The 25,506-nt window shown below is 47.0% G+C and carries 15 protein-coding genes; 8 read left to right on the top strand and 7 right to left on the bottom strand.

The annotated features are described in order from the left end of the window. Window positions 1-21 precede the first annotated feature (21 nt). The 5 genes from ACSX1A_RS20495 to ACSX1A_RS20475 all read right to left on the bottom strand — a co-directional run bounded on the left by ACSX1A_RS20495 (window position 22) and on the right by ACSX1A_RS20475 (window position 8,473). Window positions 22-1,245, bottom strand: coding sequence for an IS256 family transposase (locus ACSX1A_RS20495; protein WP_439879586.1), 1,224 nt, complete (start codon window positions 1,243-1,245; stop codon window positions 22-24). Between the two features lie 69 nt (window positions 1,246-1,314). After that, window positions 1,315-2,646, bottom strand: coding sequence for an OmpA family protein (locus tag ACSX1A_RS20490; RefSeq protein ID WP_439881496.1), 1,332 nt, complete (start codon window positions 2,644-2,646; stop codon window positions 1,315-1,317). A 529-nt stretch (window positions 2,647-3,175) separates the two neighbouring features. Next, entirely contained in the window at window positions 3,176-4,630 is a 1,455-nt protein-coding gene (locus ACSX1A_RS20485; protein WP_439881495.1) for an OmpA family protein, read from the bottom strand. A gap of 708 nt (window positions 4,631-5,338) precedes the next feature. Continuing rightward, a complete protein-coding gene (locus tag ACSX1A_RS20480) occupies window positions 5,339-6,808 on the bottom strand; it encodes an OmpA family protein (protein WP_439881494.1) in 1,470 nt (489 codons plus the stop codon). A 375-nt stretch (window positions 6,809-7,183) separates the two neighbouring features. Continuing rightward, complete coding sequence (locus ACSX1A_RS20475; protein WP_439881493.1) at window positions 7,184-8,473, bottom strand: aminopeptidase P N-terminal domain-containing protein; 1,290 nt, start codon at window positions 8,471-8,473, stop codon at window positions 7,184-7,186. Between the two features lie 261 nt (window positions 8,474-8,734). Between ACSX1A_RS20475 and ACSX1A_RS20470 the strand changes: the two genes are divergently transcribed. From ACSX1A_RS20470 to ACSX1A_RS20445, 6 genes are all read left to right on the top strand, one after another. After that, on the top strand, window positions 8,735-9,868 hold the full coding sequence (locus ACSX1A_RS20470; protein WP_439881492.1) for a glycosyltransferase family 4 protein: 1,134 nt from the start codon (window positions 8,735-8,737) through the stop codon (window positions 9,866-9,868). 226 nt (window positions 9,869-10,094) lie between these two features. Then, window positions 10,095-10,856, top strand: a complete 762-nt coding sequence (locus tag ACSX1A_RS20465) for a hypothetical protein (protein WP_439881491.1) — start codon at window positions 10,095-10,097, stop codon at window positions 10,854-10,856. Window positions 10,857-10,928: 72 nt separating this feature from the next. Continuing rightward, window positions 10,929-12,161, top strand: coding sequence for a M16 family metallopeptidase (locus tag ACSX1A_RS20460; RefSeq protein ID WP_439881490.1), 1,233 nt, complete (start codon window positions 10,929-10,931; stop codon window positions 12,159-12,161). A gap of 56 nt (window positions 12,162-12,217) precedes the next feature. Then, complete coding sequence (locus ACSX1A_RS20455; protein WP_439881489.1) at window positions 12,218-12,862, top strand: O-methyltransferase; 645 nt, start codon at window positions 12,218-12,220, stop codon at window positions 12,860-12,862. A 287-nt stretch (window positions 12,863-13,149) separates the two neighbouring features. Continuing rightward, window positions 13,150-15,528 carry a LysM peptidoglycan-binding domain-containing protein gene (locus ACSX1A_RS20450; RefSeq protein ID WP_439881488.1) on the top strand — a complete coding sequence of 793 codons (2,379 nt, stop codon included), beginning with the start codon at window positions 13,150-13,152 and terminating at the stop codon, window positions 15,526-15,528. Window positions 15,529-15,658: 130 nt separating this feature from the next. Next, window positions 15,659-16,911, top strand: a protein-coding gene (locus ACSX1A_RS20445) for an IS3 family transposase (RefSeq protein ID WP_439881487.1) whose coding sequence is annotated in 2 segments (ribosomal slippage) — window positions 15,659-16,007 and window positions 16,007-16,911 — 1,254 coding nt in all. Because the reading frame shifts where the segments join, the coding sequence is not laid out codon by codon here. A 113-nt stretch (window positions 16,912-17,024) separates the two neighbouring features. On the opposite strand, the gene ACSX1A_RS20440 is transcribed toward ACSX1A_RS20445, so the two are convergent. Further along, window positions 17,025-18,353 (bottom strand): MFS transporter, encoded by a 1,329-nt coding sequence (locus ACSX1A_RS20440; protein ID WP_439881486.1) that lies wholly within the window; start codon window positions 18,351-18,353, stop codon window positions 17,025-17,027. A 242-nt stretch (window positions 18,354-18,595) separates the two neighbouring features. Here ACSX1A_RS20440 and ACSX1A_RS20435 point away from each other — a divergent pair, with 242 nt between their 5' ends. Together ACSX1A_RS20435 and dnaE are read left to right on the top strand one after the other, a co-directional pair. Further along, window positions 18,596-19,675, top strand: coding sequence for a mechanosensitive ion channel family protein (locus ACSX1A_RS20435; protein ID WP_439881485.1), 1,080 nt, complete (start codon window positions 18,596-18,598; stop codon window positions 19,673-19,675). Between the two features lie 199 nt (window positions 19,676-19,874). Continuing rightward, a complete protein-coding gene (gene dnaE / locus ACSX1A_RS20430) occupies window positions 19,875-23,495 on the top strand; it encodes a DNA polymerase III subunit alpha (RefSeq protein ID WP_439881484.1) in 3,621 nt (1,206 codons plus the stop codon). A 90-nt stretch (window positions 23,496-23,585) separates the two neighbouring features. Here dnaE and ACSX1A_RS20425 read toward each other — a convergent pair whose 3' ends face one another. Further along, window positions 23,586-25,304, bottom strand: coding sequence for a S41 family peptidase (locus ACSX1A_RS20425; RefSeq protein WP_439881483.1), 1,719 nt, complete (start codon window positions 25,302-25,304; stop codon window positions 23,586-23,588). Window positions 25,305-25,506: the final 202 nt, after the last annotated feature.

The raw sequence follows: 25,506 nt of genomic DNA, 5'->3' as shown, positions 1-25,506 counted from the left end.
GCCAAACTTTTAAAGTGCGTCTCACTTCAAGTCCAGCTGCATTCTGTCCCCAAACCAGATAGAGAGTTGCTGGGCCGTCTGGCTCCAGTTGCTTAGCGGCATGACCCATTTTTTGCTGATGTTCTGGTGAGACAGGTAAATCAGTTTTAGCAAAGCCATATCCGTTGAGAAAGCTCCTTTGGTCTTGGTCACCTTCCTGACCTGGCGGTGAAAGCCTTCAATCGTGTTTGTGGTATAGATCAGCCTTCTGATCGGCTCGGTGTACTTAAAGTACGTGCTCAGTTTGTCCCAGTTTCGCTGCCAGCTCTCGAGCACCTTGGGGTACTTTTTACCCCACTTCTCCTCCAACTCCAATAGCCGCAGCTCGGCCAATTCCTTTGTTTCTGCCCGGTACACGGGCTTTAAGTCTCTGATGAATTCTTTCTGGTCCTTAGAGCCCACATACTTGATGCTGTTGCGGATCTGGTGCACGATACAGCTCTGCACCTCGGTCTGGGGGAAAACACTTGTGATGGCCTCGGCAAAGCCCTTGAGGTTGTCAATGCAGGCGATGAGCATATCTTCCACGCCCCGCTGCTGCAGATCGGTAAGTACCGAGAGCCAGAAAGTAGCCCCTTCGCTTTCGGATACATACACGCCCAGCAGCTCTTTGTGGCCGTGGCGGTCAATGCCCAGAATATTGTAGACAGCTTTAGAGATGGTGCGCCCTTCCTGTCTGACCTTGTAGTGCATGGCGTCTAGCCAGACAATGCAGTAGAGCCCATCCAATGGCCGGGCCTGCCATTCCTTGACCTGGGGCACGATCTTCTCGGTGAGGGCGGCTAAGGTGTCGTGGGAGATGTCCATGTCATACATCTCCTTCAGATGCGAAGAGATGTCCCGAAGGCTCATGCCCAAACCGTACATACTCAAAATGCGGGGCTCCAGGTTCTCGGCCAGCACCGTCTCCCGTTTGCGGATGATCTGCGGCTCAAAGCTTGCCGAGCGATCGCGGGATGATTCTACTTCAATCATTCCATCTGAGGTGCGAACTTGCTTTGATACTTTGCCGTTGCGGCGGTTGCCTTGCTGGCGCTGCTCAGCGTCCAAGTGCAGGTCCATCTCCGCGTCCAAAGCGGCTTCTAAGAAATGTTTTAACAGAGGGCCTAAGGCGCCGTCTTTGCCAAAGGTGGGTTTGCCGCTCCTAAACTCTTCCAGGAACTGGCGCTTGATCTTTTCCAGATCCAGCTCGTTTTTTTCTTCCATGTCAACTGTGTTAAAGGTAATACTCCTAATCCTTTGACACAGTTTATTTTACAGTCTCCTCAATACATTTTATTTCATATCCAACTGCATGTCCGGGGTGTTGAGCTCGAAGCCCACCCTGCGGTTGATGCGGCGCGCTGTCTCGGTGCGGCGCTTGCTCAGGCGCTGGTTGACCTGTACCAGCGGCTGGCTCTCGCCATAGCCACGGGTCACCAAACGATCCGGGTTCTTCACCCCACGCTGTACCAGGTACTCCTTCACGGCCTCTGCCCTGCGCTCTGATAACGCCTGGTTGTACTCCTCGCTGCCGATGAAGTCCGCATGCCCTTTGATGAGCAGCACATGATCCGGGTATTTCTCCAGGGCCACGATCACTGAATCCAGCAGTTGCTTGTAAGCCTCCTGCACGATGGCCTTGTCAAACTCAAAGCGCACCTTCTCCTCGATCAGCTTCTTGGTGGCCGCGTCTACTTCCGGACAACCATTGGCTGTGCCAGGGCCTGGGGTGTTCGGGCAGGCATCCTCGTTGTCAGCCACGCCATCACCATCGGCATCCATTGGGCAGCCATCGGCGCCTACCTGTACGCCTGCCGGCGTGTCCGGGCACTTGTCATCCTTGTCAGCCACACCGTCGCCATCGCTATCCGGGCAACCCTGAGTGGCGGCCGTTCCTGCCTCATCCGGGCACTGGTCTTCTTTGTCGGCTACGCCGTCGTTGTCGCGGTCAGGGCAGCCCTGCAGGCTGGCCACACCGGCTTCCGTTGGACAGGCATCCTGGTAGTCAGCCACCCCGTCACCGTCGGTGTCAACAGGACAACCTTCTTTGTCCACCTGCACACCCGTTGGCGTATCAGGGCACTTGTCGCGGCGGTCAGGAACACCATCCATGTCCGTGTCTTTGGCCTTGCCTAGGTTCAGGCTTATTCCAAGTCTATGTTCTAAAAAGCGATCATTATCTCCTCCCGTTTTGTTGTCAAACTCATCATTACCGGTTAGTAAATAATTAGATTCAACAAATATGTTGAATCCGTCTGTAACCCGTAAACGGATTCCAGCGCCACCTTGCAATACCGTTGTTACAAAATTATCATTGAATTCCTGTCCATCTGTAGCACCCTCTGCGCTCACATACATACCTCCACCCGATACAGTGAGGTAAGGGCCTATTAATGCATCCTCTGGAAGTATGGTCCCATACATTTTAAGGCGGATCCCCAGCATGGCAGATGCCAATTGATCTGTGAAATAGGTTGTAGGAGGTGTGAGATAAAGTTCTGGGCTATTGTAGACCAAGCTAAATCCCAGATCGAATGATGGGCTCAGGAAACGGTTGTAAGAAACACCAATACCTTTCTCCGCTTTGTCCCAAAACTGGTTTCCTAGCTCTCCCTTGTAAGACATAGCTGTTCCAAACAACTGAAGATTGTTTGGCCGACCAGAAGTTTGTGCAAATACACTTGAGACAGACAACAAACCATACACCAGTATTAAAACAGATGTATAATATTTTGTAAAATATTTTCGCATAATGGGCATATAATATATTTATATATGCCAATACGTACATACAATGATCAAGTTATTAATTACAGGCTACTCTGAAGCGAAAAAACTTTTTTAGTCAGGCAGTAAGTTTTTGCAATGCCTCTAAAGACAATTCTACTTGCTTTGTTTCTGAAATTTAGCTCAACTGGTAAGCCAAGCTAAACAAAAAGTACCAGAGATAATTAAGCTACCCCCTTACTCCCACTACCATCAAACAGATATGATAGAAGCAAAGATAGTTGAGGTCGAATGAGGCATTTAGGCAAAAGCTACAGCTTACTCCCCTGCTTATAGGCTTCGTTATAATGTTTCCAGTCGGACAAAAAAAAGGCGCCGCAGATTTCTCTGCGGCGCCTTTTCTGTTTTTATTTAAAAGCCGAAGCTTCTATTCCATGTTGAGCTGCATGTCCGGGGTGTTGAGCTCGAAGCCCACCCTGCGGTTGATGCGGCGCGCTGTCTCGGTGCGGCGCTTGCTCAGGCGCTGGTTGACCTGTACCAGCGGCTGGCTCTCACCATAGCCACGGGTCACCAAACGATCCGGATTCTTCACCCCACGCTGTACCAGGTACTCCTTCACGGCCTCTGCCCTGCGCTCTGATAACGCCTGGTTGTACTCCTCGCTGCCGATGAAGTCCGCATGCCCTTTGATGAGCAGCACATGATCCGGGTATTTCTCCAGGGCCACGATCACTGAATCCAGCAGTTGCTTGTAAGCCTCCTGCACGATGGCCTTGTCAAACTCAAAGCGCACCTTCTCCTCGATCAGCTTCTTGGTGGCCGCGTCTACTTCCGGACAACCATTGGCTGTGCCAGGACCTGGGGTGTTCGGGCAGGCATCCTCGTTGTCAGCCACGCCATCACCATCGGCATCCATTGGGCAGCCATCGGCGCCTACCTGTACGCCTGCCGGCGTGTCCGGGCACTTGTCATCCTTGTCAGCCACACCGTCGCCATCGCTATCCGGGCAACCCTGAGTGGCGGCCGTTCCTGCCTCATCCGGGCACTGGTCTTCTTTGTCGGCTACGCCGTCGTTGTCGCGGTCAGGGCAGCCCTGCAGGCTGGCCACACCGGCTTCCGTTGGACAGGCATCCTGGTAGTCAGCCACGCCGTCTCCGTCGGTGTCAACAGGACAACCTTCTTTGTCCACCTGCACACCCGTTGGCGTATCAGGGCACTTGTCGCGGCGGTCCGGAACACCGTCCATGTCCGTGTCTTTGGCCTTGCCTAAGTTAAAGGCGATACCACCTCTATGCTCTAAAAATTGCTCCCATTCATCTTGGTCAACTCCGTCAATATTATCGCTGGCAGTAGCCATCCAAGTTGTTTCTCCGAACAAGCTGATCGCATCTGTCAAACGAATACGTATACCGGCACCTGCAGCACCAATACCAGTTGCTCCTTTTTCAGTAAATGCTCCAGCATCATTCATACCACTGAAATCAAGACGAGCTACACCAAACTTACCTACTAAGTAGGGTCCGATCAAAGCGTCTTCTTTCAGAATAGTACCATACATTTTTAACTTAACAGCAAGCATAGCCGAAACCATATTACCGTCAAATTTTGCTGTTCTTGTATAATTCCGCTCTGCTCTATTATATGTCAGGTCTAAACCAGCATCGAAAGACGGGCTTATGAAACGATAATAAGAGAGGCCACCTCCCTTGGAAGTGCTTTCCCAGAACTGACTACCCAGCTCACCTTTGTAGGATAGAGCCGTTCCATACAACTGTATGTTATTCGGTCGATCCGAGGTTTGCGCAAGCAGAGATGGACTTGCAGAAAGCAAGGATGCCAGCACAAACGCAGTTTTACATAGTTTTGTAATTCTTGTTCGCATAATTCTAAAGGATATATTTATATATGACAATACGTGCATGTTGTATACAAGTTCGAAAGATATATAAAAACTTAATATTATAAATGCACTATATAGTTAAAAAACAAAATCTATGGTATAGATCCGCCTAAAAGTATAAAGATTGTCAAATTTAACAGGCTTTAAACAAGAGGCATTTCTGTTTGCTTTTACAAATGTAACAAACATATTAACATTTGTCTATACATTCATAGGGAAAGCTCCACTTCTTTAATGTCCATAACTACTAACTTCCGATTTACTTATTTTAATCAGTTGTTACTATTAGCGTCTTTTACTATCGCTAAATGCAGGTACAACATACGACCAAAAGATAAAGAACGTTCAGGTAATTCTTACATGTTCGCGTGTAGAGAAGCTTTATACTAGGTAACAAGTAGTCTTAAATAGTTTAAAAAGAATTGATTGCCATCAATTTATTTTATTTATAACCTTATCAACAGATATCATTTTGGTTTTCTAATCTTCAACTTGGTTGTATAGGTTCGGTAAAATGTTCAAATCACTTATCAAACAAACCACCCATTCTCTCACATAAATTTTGCTACATAATAGCAATAGGTATACAAGCAAATAACTTAAGACAGCCCCGATGTCGCATAAAAACAGGAAAGGCGCCGCAGAATTCTCTGCGGCGCCTTTCCTGTTTTTATTTAAAAGCCGAAGCTTCTATTCCATGTTGAGCTGCATGTCCGGGGTGTTGAGCTCGAAGCCCACCCTGCGGTTGATGCGGCGCGCTGTCTCGGTGCGGCGCTTGCTCAGGCGCTGGTTGACCTGTACCAGCGGCTGGCTCTCGCCATAGCCACGGGTCACCAAACGATCCGGGTTCTTCACCCCACGCTGTACCAGGTACTCCTTCACGGCCTCTGCCCTGCGCTCTGATAACGCCTGGTTGTACTCCTCGCTGCCGATGAAGTCCGCATGCCCTTTGATGAGCAGCACATGATCCGGGTATTTCTCCAGGGCCACGATCACTGAATCCAGCAGTTGCTTGTAAGCCTCCTGCACGATGGCCTTGTCAAACTCAAAGCGCACCTTCTCCTCGATCAGCTTCTTGGTGGCCGCGTCTACTTCCGGACAACCATTGGCTGTGCCAGGACCTGGGGTGTTCGGGCAGGCATCCTCGTTGTCAGCCACGCCATCACCATCGGCATCCATTGGGCAGCCATCGGCGCCTACCTGTACGCCTGCCGGCGTGTCCGGGCACTTGTCATCCTTGTCAGCCACACCGTCGCCATCGCTATCCGGGCAACCCTGAGTGGCGGCCGTTCCTGCCTCATCCGGGCACTGGTCATCCTTGTCGGCTACGCCGTCGTTGTCGCGGTCAGGGCAGCCCTGCAGGCTGGCCACACCGGCTTCCGTTGGACAGGCATCCTGGTAGTCAGCCACCCCGTCACCGTCGGTGTCAACCGGACAACCCTCTTTGTCCACCTGCACACCCGTTGGCGTATCAGGGCACTTGTCGCGGCGATCCGGAACACCATCCATGTCCGTGTCTTTGGCCTTGCCTAAGTTAAACCCTAAACCAACATTATGCATCAGGAAACGATCATTGTTCCCCATATCATATCCGTCGATCTTATCTTGCCCGATAATCATGTAATTTGATTCGATAAATGCACTCACAGATTCAGAGAACTGAAACCGAAGTCCAGCACCACCTCTTAAGGCACCTGTGAAGAACTTATCATCCTCTTGTGTGGTACCGTCGGCTCTGGTGGCATCTGTTTTTACCCAGGCACCACCACCTGCAACGGTTAAGTATGGGCCTATAAAAGCATCTTCTTTTAAAATGTTACCATACATTTTAAGGCGCAACCCTAGCATGGCAGTACCTAATTGAGCATCAAAATTACCGAGAGCACTGTTGCTCGCTTCAGCGCTTCCATAAGTCAGATGCAGGCCAGCGTCCAGAGCTGAATTCAGGTAACGGTTTAGTGAGATGCCCCCGCCCCACTCTAACCTGTTGCTTTCAAATTTCTGATCTTCAAGTTCTCCATCGTATTGCAAAGCGCTTCCATATATCTGAAGGTTTGTCCGCCTATCGGAGTTTTGAGCAACTACCGTAGTAGGAATGGACACTACCAAAAATAGTAGCATACTTATTACTGCAGTCAATTTAGTAGCTATTGTTTTCATAAGATGTAATTATTAGTTATAAATGAAACCATTCACATGCTTCCATAAGTCATAAGTCAATTAGAATGCAACAAAGTAGAATGGCATGTATACTTTGTACTTGTATAAAGAGAGGAGTAATTATTTTCCATAAGCAATGCTAGTTTAAGTTAAAATACCGAACAACAGTATTCGCATCAAATTGCACTACTATCAAATAGCAGTGCTACCCCTGGCTAAGCATAGTTATATAATACTTCAACCTGATAAGATATTACAAAGTTGTACTGGTTCTGATAAATTGAATTAAGAACCTGATTTACAGTGCGAATACATAAAAAAAAGGAGGTAACTGAATCAAAGCAGCAACCTCCTTTTCCTTTAATTTAATCAAAATTACTTTTGCATCAGATTCTCAATCTCATCTGCATCTAACGGAATGTCTTTCATTAAATCAACAGGCCCATTACTTGTTATCAGGATATCGTTCTCTAATCGAATCCCTAAATTCTCTTCTTTTATATAAATACCCGGCTCGCAAGTAAATACCATCCCTGCCTCAAAGGGTCTGTACCGGTCTCCTACATCATGCACATCCAGGCCGATGTGATGAGATGTACCATGCATAAAATATTTTTTATATAGCGGTTTTTGAGGATCTTGATTACGCACATCATGTTCCTCCAGGAGGCCCAGCCTGATCAGTTCGTTTTCCATTACAGTTCCTACAAAGGCATGATACTGATCCAGCGTATTTCCTGGCACCAGCATCTGCGTAGCAGCTTTCATCACACGCAAAACCGACTCGTATACTTCCCTTTGCCGTTTTGTAAATCTGCCGCTGACTGGAACAGTTCTGGTAAGGTCAGAAGCATAATGTGCGTACTCTGCCCCAAAATCCATTAATACAAGGTCACCTTCTTTACATTGCTGGTTATTATCCGTGTAGTGCAGGATACACGCATTTGCACCAGAGGCAATGATGGGTTGATAAGCTGGCCCCCTGGATCGGTTACGTAGGAACTCATGATATAATTCTGCTTCGATCTCATATTCCATAACCCCTGATTTAATAAAGCTAAGAAGCCTTTTAAAAGCTTTTTCAGTTATGTGGCATGCCTGGCGGATCAACTCAACTTCTGTTTCTGATTTCACAGCCCTGAGTTGATGCATTAGTGGCGCCAGTCTTTCGTATTTGTGCAAAGGGTAGCGCTCTCTTACCCACTTAGTAAAACGGGCATCACGGGTTTCAACTTCTATTACTGCCCGCTGATGTTCGTTAGAATTAAGATATACATGCTCCACCTCAGTCATCAGGGTATTGAGCACATCATTAAACTGGGTCGTCCAGTATACTGTACTTATTCCTGATACATCCCTGGCCTGCTGTTTAGTCAACTTATAACCTTCCCAGGTCTGGATATGCTCGTTGGTTTCCCTGATAAAAAGCACCTCCTTCATCTTAGCGTCTCTGGCATCCGGGAAAAGAATCAAAATGCTTTCCTCCTGGTCAATGCCTGATAAGTAGAATAAATCATTGTTCTGATGAAGCGGCATGGTTCCGTCGCCATTGGTAGGCATTACATCATTAGAATTGAGAATTGCCAATGAGGAGGTTTTTAGATGCTTTGCCAGATGGTGGCGATTGTGCACAAACAGATCCTGGCTTATGGGTAGATACTTCATTTTACCTGCTAATTTTTATTAGTTATAACAGTTATTTCTATAAATCTAAGATAGTCATTGTCAGCAATTCTGCCTACACCTAAACAAACGCTTATGCTTGTAAAAACGAGATAAAACAAATTTTCATCGGCCCGGCTAGGACACCCTATAACTACTCCCGTTATGGAAAGTTTCTATCTTATCATTTTATGATGGGCAAGGCAACTCTCACTATTAGGCAAAACAATTTGTAATATTGCATGTAAACTTGCCCCAGCCACTATGCTTATAGGATTCGACGCCAAGCGCGCATTTACAAATACATCCGGTTTAGGTAACTACAGTCGCTTTATTATTTCCTCTCTTGCAACTGCATACCCTAATAATGAATACCTGTTGTATACGCCGCGTCAGAATCAACTATTTAACAACTTTTACCCAGCAAATGCAAATGTGCACGTGATTCAGCCAGAAGGATGGGGCAAAAAGCTATCCTCTTTATGGCGGGTGTTAGGGCTTTCGGCGCAAATAAGAAAAGATCAGTTAGCCATTTACCATGGTTTAAGTAATGAGTTACCTGTTAATGTAAGGAAGAGTGGCGCAAAAGCTATCGTCACCATTCACGACTTAATTTTTCTGCGTTATCCTGCGTTATACAACCCAATCGACAGGGCAATTTATACTTATAAATTCCGAAGCGCCTGCAAGCAGGCTCACCGGATAATTGCCATTAGTGAGCAAACCAAGCAAGACATCGTTTCCTATTTTAAGATAGCTCCTGCAAAAATTGATGTTATTTACCAGGATTGTGACCCGGTTTTTCATGCCCCTGTTGATGAAAACATTAAAATTCAGGTAAGGCAAAAGTATCAGCTCCCAGGCAAGTATGTTTTAAGTGTAGGCACTCACGAGCCCCGCAAGAACCAGTTAAACCTACTCAAGGCATGGCATCAGGCAGGCACAGACCATCACCTGGTGCTTGCTGGGCGCCAAACTGCCTACACTACCCAACTAAAATCATACATTGCGCAGGAAAATCTTCAGGACCGCGTGCATTTCTTGCCTTACGTTCAGTTCGATGAATTACCTGCTATTTACCAGATGGCTGATTTATTTGCTTACCCTTCCGTATTTGAGGGATTTGGCATCCCTATACTAGAGGCGCTGAATAGCGGGGTTCCTGTCATCACATCTTCAGGGTCCTGTTTCAGGGAGGCCGGTGGTAATGCAGCACTTTACGTTATGCCAGAGCAAGGACAGGTAGATGCATTAGCAAAAGCCATCCGGCAGCTAGACACTGATGCAGCCTTGCGGGAGCAAATGATCAAAGAAGGGTATAAGCACGCCCTCCTCTTCAGGCCGGAACAGACCACTGCGCAACTGCACCAGCTCTACCTCCAGGTACTAAAAGCCTAAGTATATATTTATCTATATATTTGATTATCTGCAAGTAATACACAAAAAATCGCAGATAAACTCGTGGAGTCAGCTTGCGGTTCTTAAAATCATTTTACCTTTGTAAATAAGAATATTTTGCATGGCTTAACGTTGCTTTGTTGTTTTGCGCAACGTCACAGCAGTGCCTGCAGGCCATGCATCTATCTAAAAAATCAAATGTAGTAGCATACAATCATACCCTTTCATGAAGAACTTTACTCAGCCACTCCTACTTCTGTCTATTTTCTTTTTGCTCTTGCTAACTGGTTGCGGCCCTTCAGCTTATATGCCTACTGTCCCGAATGTACCCATGTTCACGAAGAAAGGGGAGCTTAGTGCCGGAGGGCATGCAACGCTTAAAGGCAACATCACTTTTAACACTGCTTATGCAGTTTCTGATCATTTTGCAGTGATGCTGAATGGATCGATGCTAAGCAGCGAGCGCCGGAAAAGGGACATGCGTTATAACCAGTTGGAAGCAGGCGGAGGTTATTTCACAACATTTGGCGCTGAGAATAACCGGATACTGGAAGTTTATGGAGGCTTTGGCAGTGGCAGCAGCGACCGGACAGACAAAAAGGAGAACGATGAAACGGGAGTTATCACTTACAACCGACACGAAGCGAACTTCAACAAATATTTCGTGCAGGTAAACTTCACCTCTAAGCGTAAAGAGTCGTTACGATTGCTAGGTAAGGAATTTCCTTTAAACTACGGCACTGCTCTGAGAGCCAGCTACGTTAACATGCATGACTATAAATTAAACAATGTAGCAGGCCAGGAAGAAGACAACATATTTCTTGAGCCAATTTTTTATACACGCTTAACGTTAAATCCTTCTGTACAGCTGCAGTATACAAGTGGCACCAATATCGGTTTAAGAAACCGCGATACCCTTACAGCTGCTTACTCTGTTTTTTCCCTTGGCTTCGTAATAAACGTGGGAGGGCGCAACAACGTCAATTAACCTAATACTCACCACACATAACTTTTAACTCATTACTCTTTGCCGTACCTTTGCAGGCTAATTTAGAACTGAATGCCTGATTATCATATCCATACATTACCAAACGGAATAAGAGTAGTGCACAAGCAGGTGCTGAACACCAAAATAGCCCACAGCGGGTTTATTATGGACATCGGCAGTCGTGATGAACTGCCTGAACAGCAAGGGCTGGCGCATTTTTGGGAGCACATGGCTTTCAAAGGCACGTTAAAACGCAAGTCTTTTCACATACTTAACCGCTTAGAATCAGTAGGTGGCGAACTTAATGCCTATACTACCAAAGAAAAGATCTGCTTTTACAGCTCAGTGCTCGACAAGCACTTCGAAAAGTCTTTTGAGCTGCTCACCGACATTACCTTTCACTCCATCTTTCCGGAGAAAGAGATTGAAAAAGAGCGTGGAGTGATCCTGGAGGAGATGGCCATGTATCTGGACACTCCGGAAGAGGCCATTGTAGATGAGTTTGACGCTGTAGTGTTTGACGGCCATCCGTTAGGAAACAATATACTAGGTACCACAGAAAGTGTTTCCAGCTTTACGAAGCAGGATTTCTTGAATTTTATTAACCGTAACTTTAGCAACGATTCATTACTTTTTTGTTCAGTAAGCAACCTGCCTTTTGAGAAGGTAGTGAAACTGGCTGAAAAGTATTTGAAAGATATTCCGGTGGTACATAAGCATCGGGAACGCCAGGCATTTTCGAGTTATCAACCGAAAATAATTACGCTTGAAAAACCTATCTCACAGGCACACTGCGTGCTGGGTTGTCCGGCGTATGCATTGTCAGATGACCGGCGCATCCCGTTTTTCATGCTGGTAAACCTTTTAGGCGGCCCCGGCATGAATTCACGTCTGAACCTTGCAGTACGCGAGAAGCACGGCCTGGTGTATACGATTGATGCCAACTATGCCACTTACCTCGATACCGGCTTACTTACCATTTACTTTGGCACAGAGAAAAAACAGCTGAAACGTACTACTTCCCTTGTACTAAAAGAGCTGAAGAAGTTACGTGAAAAGCCCTTGGGCTCATTACAACTGCACACAGCTAAAGAACAGCTGATGGGCCAACTGGCAATGGCAGAAGAAAGCAACATGGGCCTGATGATGATGATCGGTAAAAGTATTCTGGATCAGGGCAAGGTGGAGTCGTTAAACGAGATATTTGATCAGATCAAAAGTATAAAAGCCGGCGACCTGGTAGATATTGCCAACGATGTACTTCGGGAGGAAAGGCTAAGCTTCCTGAACTACGTACCAGCCTGATAGTTGCCCGGAAAGCTTATTTATAAAAATGAATTAAGCAACGCGAACACATACCTATGGAATTTATAGACGAAGATTTACAACACTATGCGGAGGCACACACATCTCCGGAAAGTGAGTTGCTGCATAAAGTAAACAGACAAACGCACCTGAACGTAATGAAGCCGCGCATGCTTTCAGGACACATGCAGGGCAGGTTACTGGCTATGTTTTCGCACATGATCAAACCTAAGCAGATACTGGAGGTTGGCACCTACACAGGCTATTCTGCGCTTTGTCTGGCTGAAGGGCTACAGCAAGGTGGCACGCTGTATACCATCGATAAGAATGAGGAACTGGAAGACAGAGTGCGAGGATATTTTGCAGAGGCAGGGTTTTCGGAAAGTATCAAATACTATATTGGGAATGCCTTAGATATTATCCCAAATATAAACGCTGAGTTTGATCTGGTATTTATTGATGCCGATAAGATAAATAATGCGAATTATTATGATCTGGTGATAGACCGCCTTGCAACCGGCGGCTATATTATTGTAGATAATGTGCTGTGGAGTGGTAAAGTGCTGGAAAAGTATAGAAAGAAACTAGATGAAGATACGGCCGCCTTACTTGCCTTTAACCAAAAGGTGCAGGAGGATGACCGTGTGGAGAATGTTTTGTTACCCGTACGCGATGGTCTGATGATAGCCCGGAAAAAATAAACAGCTTACTTATAAAAGAAGAGGCGGCAGGTTATTACGACCTGTCGCCTTTTTTATATCCTTCTCGCACTGCTCTACAAAGAATATTTACTCACCCTTTCAAAAAATTTGGCCAAAAATACTTCGTTGTTACTTTATAAAGAGAGATAAAATCCCGTAATTTTGCAGACTCTATATTGTTTTCTGAATATATTAAAGCAGAGATGATTAGCCTAGGTTCATTCAACTGTAGGTAGAGCCAGTTCAGAATTATTATAGCCAAAGTATAATTACCAATTTACCACCGTATGAGAAAACAGCTACCCCTTCTCGTTTTACTGCTTCTGCCATTGTTAACACTGGCACAGAATGTTACTGTACCCAAAAACGTTTACTTTGCCGATGTGCATCTCAGAATATCTGACGAGGCACAACAACTGATTCAGAAAAAAGTAGATGCACTGCACCGCAACCAATCATACTTCCAGGTTAAAGTAGAGCTGGCAGATGCCTATTTCCCAATTATAGAGCGTGTTTTTAAAGCAGAAGGTGTTCCGGATGATTTCAAATATCTCGCGCTTCAGGAAAGTGGTTTGATCGGGGATGCTGTGTCTACGTCTAATGCTGTTGGATACTGGCAATTCAAAAAAGAGGCAGCCATGGACTTTAACCTGCGCATGGATAATGTGGTGGACGAGCGCCGGCATATTATTGAGGCCAGCCGCGGTGCAGCCAAATACTTTAAGCGCAGCAACAGCAACTACGATAATTGGTTTACCTCGCTTTTATCCTACTACCTGGGTTATACAGGCGTAAAAACTTATTCCAGCCCATCAGACAAGGGATCAAAGAAGATGGAAGTTACGGAGAAATCACACCCGTATGTCATTACCTTTCTGGCGCACAAGATCGCTTACGATAATTTTGTAGGTAAGAACAAGCCTGCACTCTCGCTTCACGAAATGCGTGCCACTCCAGGTCAGAGCTTGGCTGACATAGCACTTTCAACAAAAACAGACTTTGCAGAACTGGAGAAGTATAATAAATGGCTTTTAGGCAATTCCATTCCTTCAGATAAGGATTATTATGTGATGGTGCCGGTTCGTAACGGTGAACGCGGCGTTTTTGCATCAAAGTCAGAAATCTCAAAACCTGTTACAACTACACAGCAGATGGCTGCGGCCGTTATGGTGAAAAGAAATGGCCTGAATGCGCTGATTGCCCGTCCTAATGATACTAAAGATAAGCTAGCACTCCAGGCAGGCATTTCTACACGTAAGTTTCTCCGCTACAACGACCTGCACAATTTTGACCCCATTGTGCCAGGAACAGCCTATTACATAGAGAAGAAAAATTTAAGTGCGGAAAAAGATTACCATGTAGTGCAGCCCGGTGAAACGATGCAGATGATCTCACAGCATTACGGAATCCGGTTAACATACTTGCTTTTCAAAAACCGCATGAGCCGCTCCGAGGTACCGGTACCGGGTCGTGTGCTATGGCTACAGAAACGCAGGCCATCCAGCATACCAGTGGAGGTACGCGACCTGAATCAGAAACAAAGTATAGCTACCACTACTCCCGATAATACCAGGGTAGTAGCGAACAAGCAGACTGTTGCGGAAAATGATGCGCCACAAGAGAATATCTTTAAACGATTTATCAATAGCCTTAAGCGCTTCAAAAAAGAGCCTGAACAGGAAGAAGAACAGGAAACTGCAACGACCCCAGTACCTGTAGCACAGGCTGCCCCTGTGCCTACTGTGAAGGAAGAGCCTCAGATAAAGAATGAAAAAGCTGCGGTAAAATCAATCAGTACCCCTGCGACTTCACAACCAGAACAGGCTACCAGTCAAGTACCGGTAACAGATACAAAGCCGGCACCTGCAGCGTTATATCCGGTTACCAAAGAACCTGCTGCCACACAAACAGAACCCAAGCAAAATGCTCAACCTGTAAAAGCAGCAGAAGAGGTTTTAACAGCAAAAAAACAAGAGGAAGTTGAGGAGGTAGAGCCATTGCTTCAGAAACCTGTTGAGGAAATTGAGGAAGAGGCTGATGCTGTTGAATCTACTCCAAAAACTCAAGTAAAGGCCATTGCCCCTAAACCTGCAAGGCACCAGGTTAAGCAGGGCGAAACACTTTACAGCATTTCCAGAATGTACGCTGTAACAGTAAATGACCTGAACACCTGGAACATTTTAGGTGATGAGCCTCTGAAATTAGGACAGGAACTATTGATAGCTGAGCCTCTTACCACACCGGCTGCAAAGCCTGTACAAGAATCCAATCCTGTGGCTGTTAGCAGTGTTAGTCAGTCAGCAAACGGCTATCATACAGTTGTGAAAGGAGAAACGCTTTACCAGATTTCTAAAACTTATAATGTTTCGCTGGAAGACCTTAGAACCTGGAACAACCTACCGGACAACAATATCAGGCCTGGTCAGGAGTTAAGAATTTCAGCACCTGCCAGCGCAGCCTCTCCTGTTAAAGCCTCTGAAGAGGAAAAAGTGGTTAACGCATCGGCCTCAACTTCGGGCACGTTATATCATACCGTAGCCGCCGGTGAAAGCATGTACCAGATCTCACGTAAGTATGGCGCCACGATCAAAGACATTATGGAATGGAATAACAAATCTGATTTCTCGGTGAGTATTGGCGAGAAGCTACTTGTAAAAAAGAAGTAGTTTTAACCATGCTTAAGATATAGAGATCACAGGATTTCCTGATTACACTAAAAGAGCCCGCTACACAAGCGGGCTCTTTTAGTGTAATTGTCACGTCCTAAAAAAAGTTGACTAAAAAACAGTCAACAGCATGAGTTACAAAGTAATCAAAGTAAAAGGCGCGGCCCCGCAGTTTAAGTACAGTGAGGCCTTCAGGCGATCTGTAGTGGCCGAGTATGAGCAAGGGCTTTTGAACAAAGACCAAATCCAGGCCAAGTATGGCATCAAAGGCAACTCGCGGGTATTGGAATGGTGCCGCAGGTATGGTAAATTGCACTACCCAAAAGCAGGTGCCTTGGGCCGCCCGATGAAAGACCCGCAAAAGCAACGAATCAAAGACCTGGAGAAACAGCTGGCAGACGCCAAGCTGAAGCTGGTTGCCTATGAAAAGCTGATCGAGATTGCCGAACAAGAAGAAGGGATCAGTATCTTAAAAAAAGACGGAGCCAAACAATCCGGGAGCTTGCCAGAACCTACCCAAGAAAAGTAAACACGTTCTGTGCGTTGTTTGGCTATAGCAAACAAGCTTATTATAAAGCGCAAGCCCAGCATTCTTCAGTAATGAACAAGCAGCAACGAGCCAGGGAGCTAGTGCTTGGCCTGCGCCGGCAGATGCCACGGCTGGGAACCCGAAAGCTGCATTTTCTGCTGAAAAATGAGATTGGCATCGGTAGAGATAAGTTGTTTGACCTGCTCAGGGTGGAAGGACTGCTCGTCTGCCAAAGAAGGCGCTATACGGTCACCACCAACTCAAAGCATTGGATGCGCAAGTACCCCAATCTCATCAAAGACATTGAGCTTGTCCGGCCTGAACAGGTATGGGTCGCTGACATAACTTATATCGACACTAGTGAAGACGGCCATGGGTATCTGCACCTGATAACAGATGCATATTCCAAGCAGATCATGGGGTATGAACTATGCGGAAACATGGAGGCTGCCTCTACGTTGAAAGCGCTACAAATGGCCATTATGAACAGGAGATACAATGACCAGGCACTTATACATCATTCCGACAGAGGGCTACAGTACTGCAGTAAGCTGTACACGGACCACCTGAAGGATAACCACATCACCATTAGCATGACCGAGAACGGCGATCCGTACGAGAACGCGATTGCAGAACGCGTAAATGGCATCCTCAAAGATGAGTTCGGCTTATCACAGCAACTTAACAACATCAGCGAAGCAATGCAGCAAGCTGCTCAAAGCATTAGTGTCTATAACAATAGCAGACCTCACCTGAGCTGCCACATGCTAACACCGGTCCAAATGCATCAGCAAAAGGAAATCAAACTTAAGTCCTACAACAAAAAAGCTCAAACACCTTTGGTGGATGTTTGAGCTTTTTTAACAATGTTTGTGCAATCAATAAATAGTCAACCTATTTCAGGACTACTCAAATGGCTTTACTATATTCTCAAGTTCTCATGGGCAGCCTGCGACAGATAAATGCGCTACCTCTCTTCCGGTGGAGCCGTTAAAACCGAGGCTGATTGCAAGCCAGTGGCAATTTCAGGCACAATACCCAGCCGCTCATAAATTGGCTGCACCATCTGTCTCAGCTTAGGCCGGTTTACAGCAAAAGGAATAACACTCATAGCGCATAAAAAACCGCAACCCAGCAAAGTATAAGCCACCCCCACATGCTCGGCCACAGAACCAGCCAGCATACTTCCGATTGGGGCCATTCCCATAAACGCCGTGGCATACAAACTCATCACACGCCCCCGCTTATCGTCTTCCACAATTGTTTGCAGTAATGTATTACACGAAGCCATGGTCACGATCATACCAAATCCACTGACCAGCATCAGCACCAGCGACAACACCAGTAGCTCCGAGAAGGAAAATGCCATCAGAGACAAACCAAAAAGCAGCATGGTAAAGATGATCACTTTACCGAGCCCGACCACTGATTTCCGCTGGGCCAGGAACATGGCGCCTGCCAGCGCCCCAAACCCGGATGCACCCATCAGGTAGCCCAGCGTGTTTGCCCCACCATGCAGTATGTCTCTGGCAAACACGGGCAGCAGTACAGTGAACGGCATCCCAAAAAGGCTCAGCAGCCCTACAATAAGTATAAGGGCACGAATGGGCGCAAAACCGAAAGCATACTCAAACCCGTCTTTCAAAGACTGCCATGCTTTCCGTTGCTGTTGCACCCGCTCGAACGGCTTTAAATGCATCATCAGTAGCGAAGCCAAAACAGCTATGTAACTAATAGCATTGATCAGAAGACAGATACCCTCCCCTACTACCGCAATGATCAAACCTGCCACCGTTGGCCCTACCAGGCGCGCCATGTTAAACATGGAAGAATTTAAGGCAATAGCATTACTTACATCTTCCCGTTTTTCTACCAGTTCAACTACAAATGCCTGCCGCGTGGCAATATCAAAAGCATTGATAGTGCCCAATACAGCACTCAGTGCCAGCACATGCCAGATCTCTATGCTATCAGTTAAAACCAGCACTGCCAGCGTAGAAGCTTGCAGCATGGAAAGTACCTGCGTGACCAGGAGTACTTTCCGGCGCTCAAATTTATCGGCAGCCACACCCGCAAAAGGGCCCAGTAAGAAAGAGGGAATCTGGCTTGAAAAAGTTACAGCGCCTAGTAAGAAAACGGAGTCTGTAAGTCGGTAAACCAGCCAGCTAAGTGCAATCTGCTGCATCCAGGTACCGATCAGTGAAATTCCCTGTCCCACAAAAAATAGCTTGTAGTTACGCGAACGCAACGACCTGAACATCTCACTTAATTTTCCTCCTGGTACTGTTTCCGTCATAGTTTTATAGTTCGCTGCACCTGTTCCGGCACAGGTTTATACTTACGTATGGCCCAAGTATATGAGTTATAGTTTAAACCAGCATCCTAAAACTTATAAATCTGGTTAATCCGGCAAACACCAGCAGGTTGAATCCGTTTGTATGCCGGCCCTTCTAAAGCACATACCAATAAGCCGTGTAAAACATTAGGCAGTCATCGAGGTATAACTGTCAGAACATTAATTTAAAACAGATTCTTTACATGGAAGAACTACTGGATAGAGTTTACTACCACAATACGGTCAGAGACTACATCATCGTAGTAAGTGCAATTCTGATTGGCATTCTGCTGGTCAAGTTCCTGAAACGCTCCATATTGCTTCGATTGGTAAAATGGACAGAAAACACAGAAACACGCCTGGACAATTACGTTATTGAGAGCTTTAGCAGGTTTGGCATACCTGTTCTATATTTTCTTATCGTCTACTTTGCATTAAACTACCTTACCCTTTCAGCCAAAGCCAGCAATATTTTAGAAATAGCCATAACAGTGGCTGTAACTATCATGGTTATCAGGTTTCTAATTTCTGTTATACTTCTGATAATCAGATCATACTTAAATAAAAGACACCCGAACCGTGACACTGTGAATGAACTGGGGGCAATTTCACTGATTGTGAATTTTGTTATATGGTTCATCGGGCTTGGCTTTCTGCTCGACAACATGGGCTACGACCTTACTGCCGTTATCGCAGGTTTAGGAGTGGGTGGTATAGCTGTGGCTCTGGCAGCGCAAAACATCCTCGGTGACTTGTTTAACTACTTCGTGATATTCCTGGATAAGCCATTTGAGGTCGGAGATTTTTTAGTGGTAGATGATAAGAACGGTGTTGTGGAGCATATTGGCGTAAAGACCACCCGGATTAAAACCCTTTCAGGTGAGCAACTTGTTTTTGCCAACAGCGACCTTACCAGTTCGCGCATCCATAATTTTAAGCGCATGCAACGCCGGCGTATTGTTTTTACCATCGGCGTAACGTATCAGACTTCTTACGAGCACCTTGAAAAAATCCCGAGCGTGTTAAGAGCTATTGTGCAGCACCAGAAAGATGTTGAGTTTGATCGTGCGCATTTCAAAACCTACAACGACTCCAGCCTCGATTTTGAGGTGGTATACTATGTACTAAACCCTGATTACACTTTTTACATGGATACCCAACAAGCTATTAACCTGGCTATTTACAGGGAGTTCGATAGTATGGGAGTAGAAATAGCCTACCCAACCAGAACGCTTTTTGTCGTAAATCCGCAGATAGAACAAAACAAGGCGCTTGAAAAGTAGGGCTGAACTAACCATAAAAATCAGGAGCAGCAGGAGATTATTCCTGCTGCTTTTTTGTTAGCACATTGATTGATTTAGTTTGGGCAGCCATCCTATTTTCCGTAATTTTAACATCCCAAAAAAGCCTATTGTGATTTGACAACTTATTATAGACAGGTCATTTCTGATTCATAATTTTTAATTTCTAATTCCTAGAGATTTGCCAGTTTTTTCGCATTTACACACCCATACCCAGTACTCGCTGCTCGACGGCCAGGCCAGCATCAGCGCGCTCATGAAAAAGGCGCAGGCCGATGGCATGCCCGCCGTGGCCATGACCGACCACGGCAACATGTTCGCTGCCTTCAACTTTGTGGCAGAGGCGAACAAGTATAACGTGAAGCCGATCGTGGGCTGCGAGTTTTACCTGGTAAAGGACCGCCATCAGAAAACCTTCAGCAAAGAGGTAAAAGACGTGCGCCACCACCAGTTGCTGCTCGCCAAAGACCAGGAGGGATACCAGAACCTGGCCAAGCTGTGCTCGCTCTCTTACATCGAGGGCATCTACAGCAAGTGGCCGCGTATCGACAAGGAACTGCTTTTAAAGTATAGCAAAGGCCTGATCGCGACCAGCTGCTGCATTGGCGCCGAGGTGCCGCAGGCCATACTTTGGAAAAGTGAGGAAGAAGCTGAAGAGATCTTCAAATGGTGGCTCGATGTGTTCGGTGAAGATTACTACATCGAGATTCAGCGTCACGGCCTGCAGAATATCGATGGCACCGGCAAGAGCCAGGAAGACATAAACCAGGTGCTGCTGAAGTGGGCCCAAAAGTATAACGTTAAGGTTATCTGCACCAACGACTCGCACTATGTGGACCAGGATGACTGGAACGCACACGACATTCTGCTTTGCGTGAACACCGGCGAGGACCAGAGCACCCCGGTTGGTGACTTCACCACAAAGTATTACCGTTTCCTGTCGGATGACCAGAAGGTGATCTACGACACCGTGGTGAACGTGCGCAGCAAGTATGGCCACCAATCGAGCGTGCGCCAGATGCTGAACCGCATTGACGAGGCTGGCCCGAAAACACGCTTTGGTTTCCCCAACGACCAGTTCTACTTCAAGACGCAGGCCGAGATGAACGAGCTGTTCAGGGATGTGCCGGAAGCTGTGGACAATACCAACGAGATCGTAGACAAGATAACACCGCCTAAACTGAAGCGCGATATCCTGCTGCCCAACTTCCCGATTCCGCCGGAGCATGCCGGTCCGGATGCCTTCCTGCGCCACCTGACGTACGTGGGTGCCAAGAAACGCTATACCGACATCACCCCTGAAATAGAGGAACGCCTGGACTACGAGCTCCGCATTGTAGAGACCATGGGCTTTGCAGGTTACTTCCTCATCGTGCAGGATTTCATTAACCGTGGCCGCGACATGGGCGTGTTCGTTGGCCCGGGTCGTGGTTCTGCTGCCGGTTCGGCGGTGGCCTACTGCATCGGTATCACCAACATCGACCCGATAAAGTATAACCTGCTGTTCGAGCGATTCCTGAACCCGGAGCGTGTGTCGATGCCCGATATTGATATTGACTTCGACGACGTGAACCGCCAGCGTGTGATCGATTACGTGGTGGAGAAGTATGGCAAAACGCAGGTGGCCCAGATCATCACCTTCGGTACCATGGCCGCTAAATCGTCTATCAAAGACGTGGCGCGCTCTACCTCTCTGCCACTAGCCGAGGCGAACGAACTGGCCAAGATGGTGCCGGACACCCCGGGTACTACCCTGGCGAAGGCCTTTATGGAGAACCTGGACCTGGCAGCCATACGCGAAGGGACAGATCATCGTGCCGCCGTACTGAAGCTGGCCGAAAAGCTGGAAGGATCTGTTCGTAATACTGGTATCCACGCGGCAGGTGTGATCATCGCCCCGGACGATATCACGAACTACATCCCGGTTTCTACTTCCAAAGACTCCGACCTGTTGGTAACGCAGTTTGATGGTAAGGTGATCGAGAGTGCGGGCATGCTGAAGATGGACTTCCTGGGTCTGAAAACCCTCACCATCATCAAAGATGCGTTGGAGCTGATCAAGAAGAACCACGGCGTTGTGATTGATATTGATGAGATTCCGATTGACGACGAGAAAACCTACCAGCTTTACCAGCGCGGTGACACCATAGGTACGTTCCAGTTCGAGTCGGAGGGTATGCGCATGTACCTTAAGGACCTGCAGCCTACCAACATTGAAGACCTGATCGCGATGAACGCCCTTTACCGTCCGGGTCCGATGCAGTTCATCCCGAACTTCATTAACCGTAAGCATGGCCGGGAAGAGGTGGAATACCCGCATGAGCTGCTGGAGCCGATCCTGAATTACTCCTACGGCATCATGGTGTACCAGGAGCAGATCATGCAAACCGCCCAGATCCTGGCGGGTTACTCACTGGGAGGCGCCGACTTGCTGCGCCGTGCCATGGGTAAAAAGGACATGAAGAAAATGGCCGAGGAGCGTGAGAAATTCATTGCCGGAGCCGCCGAAATTCATAAAATCCCGGCTAAGAAGGCCTCAGAGGTATTCGACGTGATGGAGAAGTTCGCCCAGTACGGCTTCAACCGCTCCCACTCCGCCGCTTACTCGGTAGTAGCTTACCAGACGGGCTACCTGAAGGCCCACTACCCGGCAGAGTACATGGCTGCGGTACTGACCAACAACATGAACGATATCAAAAAGGTGACGTTCTTTATTGAGGAAGCCCGAAAGCAAGGCGTACAGGTACTTGGTCCGGATGTGAATGAGTCTTTGCTCAAGTTCAACGTGAACGAAGAAGGCAACATCCGTTTTGGCTTAGGTGCAATAAAAGGAACCGGCGAATCCGCTGTAGACGCTATCATTTCTGAGCGCGAAAACGGCCTTTACAAGGATATCTTTGACTTTGCTAAGCGCATTAACCTGCGTGCGGTAAACAAGAAGACCTTTGAAAGTATGGCGCTGGCAGGCTGCTTCGATTCTTGGGAGTTGTATCACCGCGCCCAGCTGATCGAGATACCGGAAGGCGAAAGTATGCCTTTGCTGGAAAAGGCTGTGCGCTACGGCAACAGCTACCAGGCAGAGCAACAGGCCGCGCAGCAATCGCTGTTTGGTGGCGGTGCCGCCGTGGCCGCGCCAATGCCTAAAATCCCGGATGTACCTGTCTGGACGCAGGCCGAGATGCTTCGCCGCGAAAAAGAAGTGGTAGGTTTTTACATGTCGGGCCACCCGCTCGACCAGTTTAAGCTGGAAATAGACTCCTACTGCACCTGCGCACTTTCTACTATAGAAGAGTACAAAAACCGCGATGTGAACGTGGCCGGCATGGTAACCGATGTAGTGATACGCACCGCCCGCAACGGCAACCCCTTTGCGTTGTTTACCATTGAGGATTATGACACATCCATGCAGATGGCACTGTTCGGAGAGGATTACGTAAAGTTCTCGCCGTACCTGAAGATGGGTTTATACTTGTTCATCCGGGGCAAAGTGCAGTTGCGCTACAAGACCGAGGACCAGTGGGAACTGAAGCCGCAAAACATACAGCTATTAGGTGATGTGATGGACAAGATGGCGCAGGGTGTGCAGCTCAACATCAACCTGCAGCACTTTACACCGAACCTGGCGGAGGCGCTGGAAACGGCTATCATGGAAAGCGCCGGACAGAAGCGACTGGAGATAACCCTGCACGTGCCGGACGAGAAACTCGCCCTGCCAACCTACTCCCGCAAGTATAGAATTGATCCGAAGGTGTTCCTGACTTCCATCAAGGATATGGGGCTGGGAGAGTGTAAGCTTCTTTAGATCAGGATTTAATTCTGGATGTCCGGAAAGTATAAAACGAGGTATGTTACACAGTAGCATACCTCGTTTTGCTTTTGTACTTACGGCCTATTACCGGTTCTTAACTGTCGCCTTTGCAGTTGTCTCTTTTCTTGCCTCTGCTACAGCCGCTTCTATTACAATATCTTTACCTGCGGCTATACTGGCTACAGTTGGCTTCACCATTTTATCTATTCTCACTCCCTTACGTTGTTCAAAAGTATGATTTACACCTCGCTCTCCCACACCTGTAAAAGCTACATTGGCACCACCGGGCAAAGGCAGCCAGGTTATGTTGCCTGTGGTTCCGGCTGTCTGTGAACCCATGATGATGGTATTTGGTCGTTGCGCCAACATGCAGGCAAAGCTTTCGCCAAGACTTTGGGTGTACTCATCCACTAACACAACCATCCGGCCGTTGTAGGGAACAAGTTTTGAAGTATCTGTACGCTCAAACATACTTTTGCTTTGAGTAAAGTAGCCGGGGTAGTTTACTATGGCATTTGTTGTAGTAGAAGCAAAAAAGCTATTGGCAAGCAGGGTCGGCAGCGTTTGCTGGTAAACCTTGAAGTCTGGATATTTTCTTAAATCCATAATCACCGTTTTAGCTCGCTCCAGGTCTTCAAACAGATCATTAAGCTTGACAGGGTCTTTTATTTCAGCAAAATCAACCCAAAATATACCCTCTTCAACTTCCTTCCATGGCTGGTACTGCTCCTGTGGCTTATCACTTAGCTTCATCAGTTCCTGATAAGGATAGCGGCTTATTTTCCTGGTAAAGCGTTTGCCTCCTCGCCCTATCTCTAAAGTCACGCTGGCATCACTGTCTACATTCAGGAGGTAATTAGCAATATCGCGGTTGGTGGCAGCCTCATTAGAGCCTGCCAAAAATGGGTGCAGCTCGTTTGCGCGCTGCCTTACCGGCTTTCCGTTTATACTTTCGATCACATCGCCTACTCTAATGTCTTCAGCTTTGGCAAGAGAGTCAGACTGCAGTTTAGTAATCACAAATTTGCCTTCGATGTATTTCACAAAGAAATAAGGATTAGGACCCCACATGGCATTGATAGCTGGGCTGTTCACAAACGTGTGGCTGTCCTTTAATTCTTTGTTTAAGCGAAGTATGGCCTGGTGATAAGCAAGTTTGTTCGGGGCATCGGCAAAAACAGGAATGTAGTGCTGCAGTATACTTTCCCAGCTTTTGCCGATGGTTAGCTTATGCGGGTAAAAGAAGTTGATAGTATTCCAGTAGCGGGCTAATGCCAGCAAACGGGTTGCCTTGTCTGGGTAGGCGGTTTCTGCCATGGGGTTCTCCTGAAAAAGCACATAATCCAAGGTATACTCTTTGTACTTGTCTGTAATGAACTTGCTTTTTACTGGCAGGTGGCGCTCATATAATTCTTGCAATTGCCGTTTTAACCCTAGACTAACATGGTAACCACTAATCTCTTTTGCAGAGAAAACAGCTCTTATGGTATCCGCTTTCGGTAGATTAAAAGTAGCAGCAAGCTTTGGTGCAGGCACCTCAGTATAAAACTTATCCATTAGTTGAGCAAACTCCTTCTGGTCTTTGGCAGCCACTACTTTAGGGACATAAGCCACGAACACGGAGTCCCAGTTTATACTTCCGGCTGCTGCCTCTGAGTGGTAGTACTTCATCAGCCCCCATACTTTGGTGAGCGTCGCCACCCGGTCTGTAGCTTTTTTATCGAGCGAGCCCGGAGCGGCAAACACCGAAGCGCAGGTAACGCACACCAGCGCAAAAGAAAAGCAGTAGTTGGACAACTTCATAGTTTTATTGATTAAGTAGATCTAAAGATTACGTTTTAACGCTTTTGTAACAGTTGTTTTAACATGCTTTTCTGCTGCTACTTAACCTTAGATGCTACTTTTACCAGAGCGGTTGCCTGCTAATTTGTTTTGTGAGTCCCTGCCCATCATCATAATAATTTAATGGTGTTCTAGAGCCCCAGGAGCTACAAAGCAGCTTTTT

This window comes from Pontibacter sp. MBLB2868 (assembly GCF_051904785.1).
Taxonomy (GTDB): Bacteria; Bacteroidota; Bacteroidia; order Cytophagales; family Hymenobacteraceae; genus Pontibacter.
The sequence above is the reverse complement of the archived record's forward strand: the minus strand, read 5'-3'. Positions and strand labels throughout refer to the sequence as shown.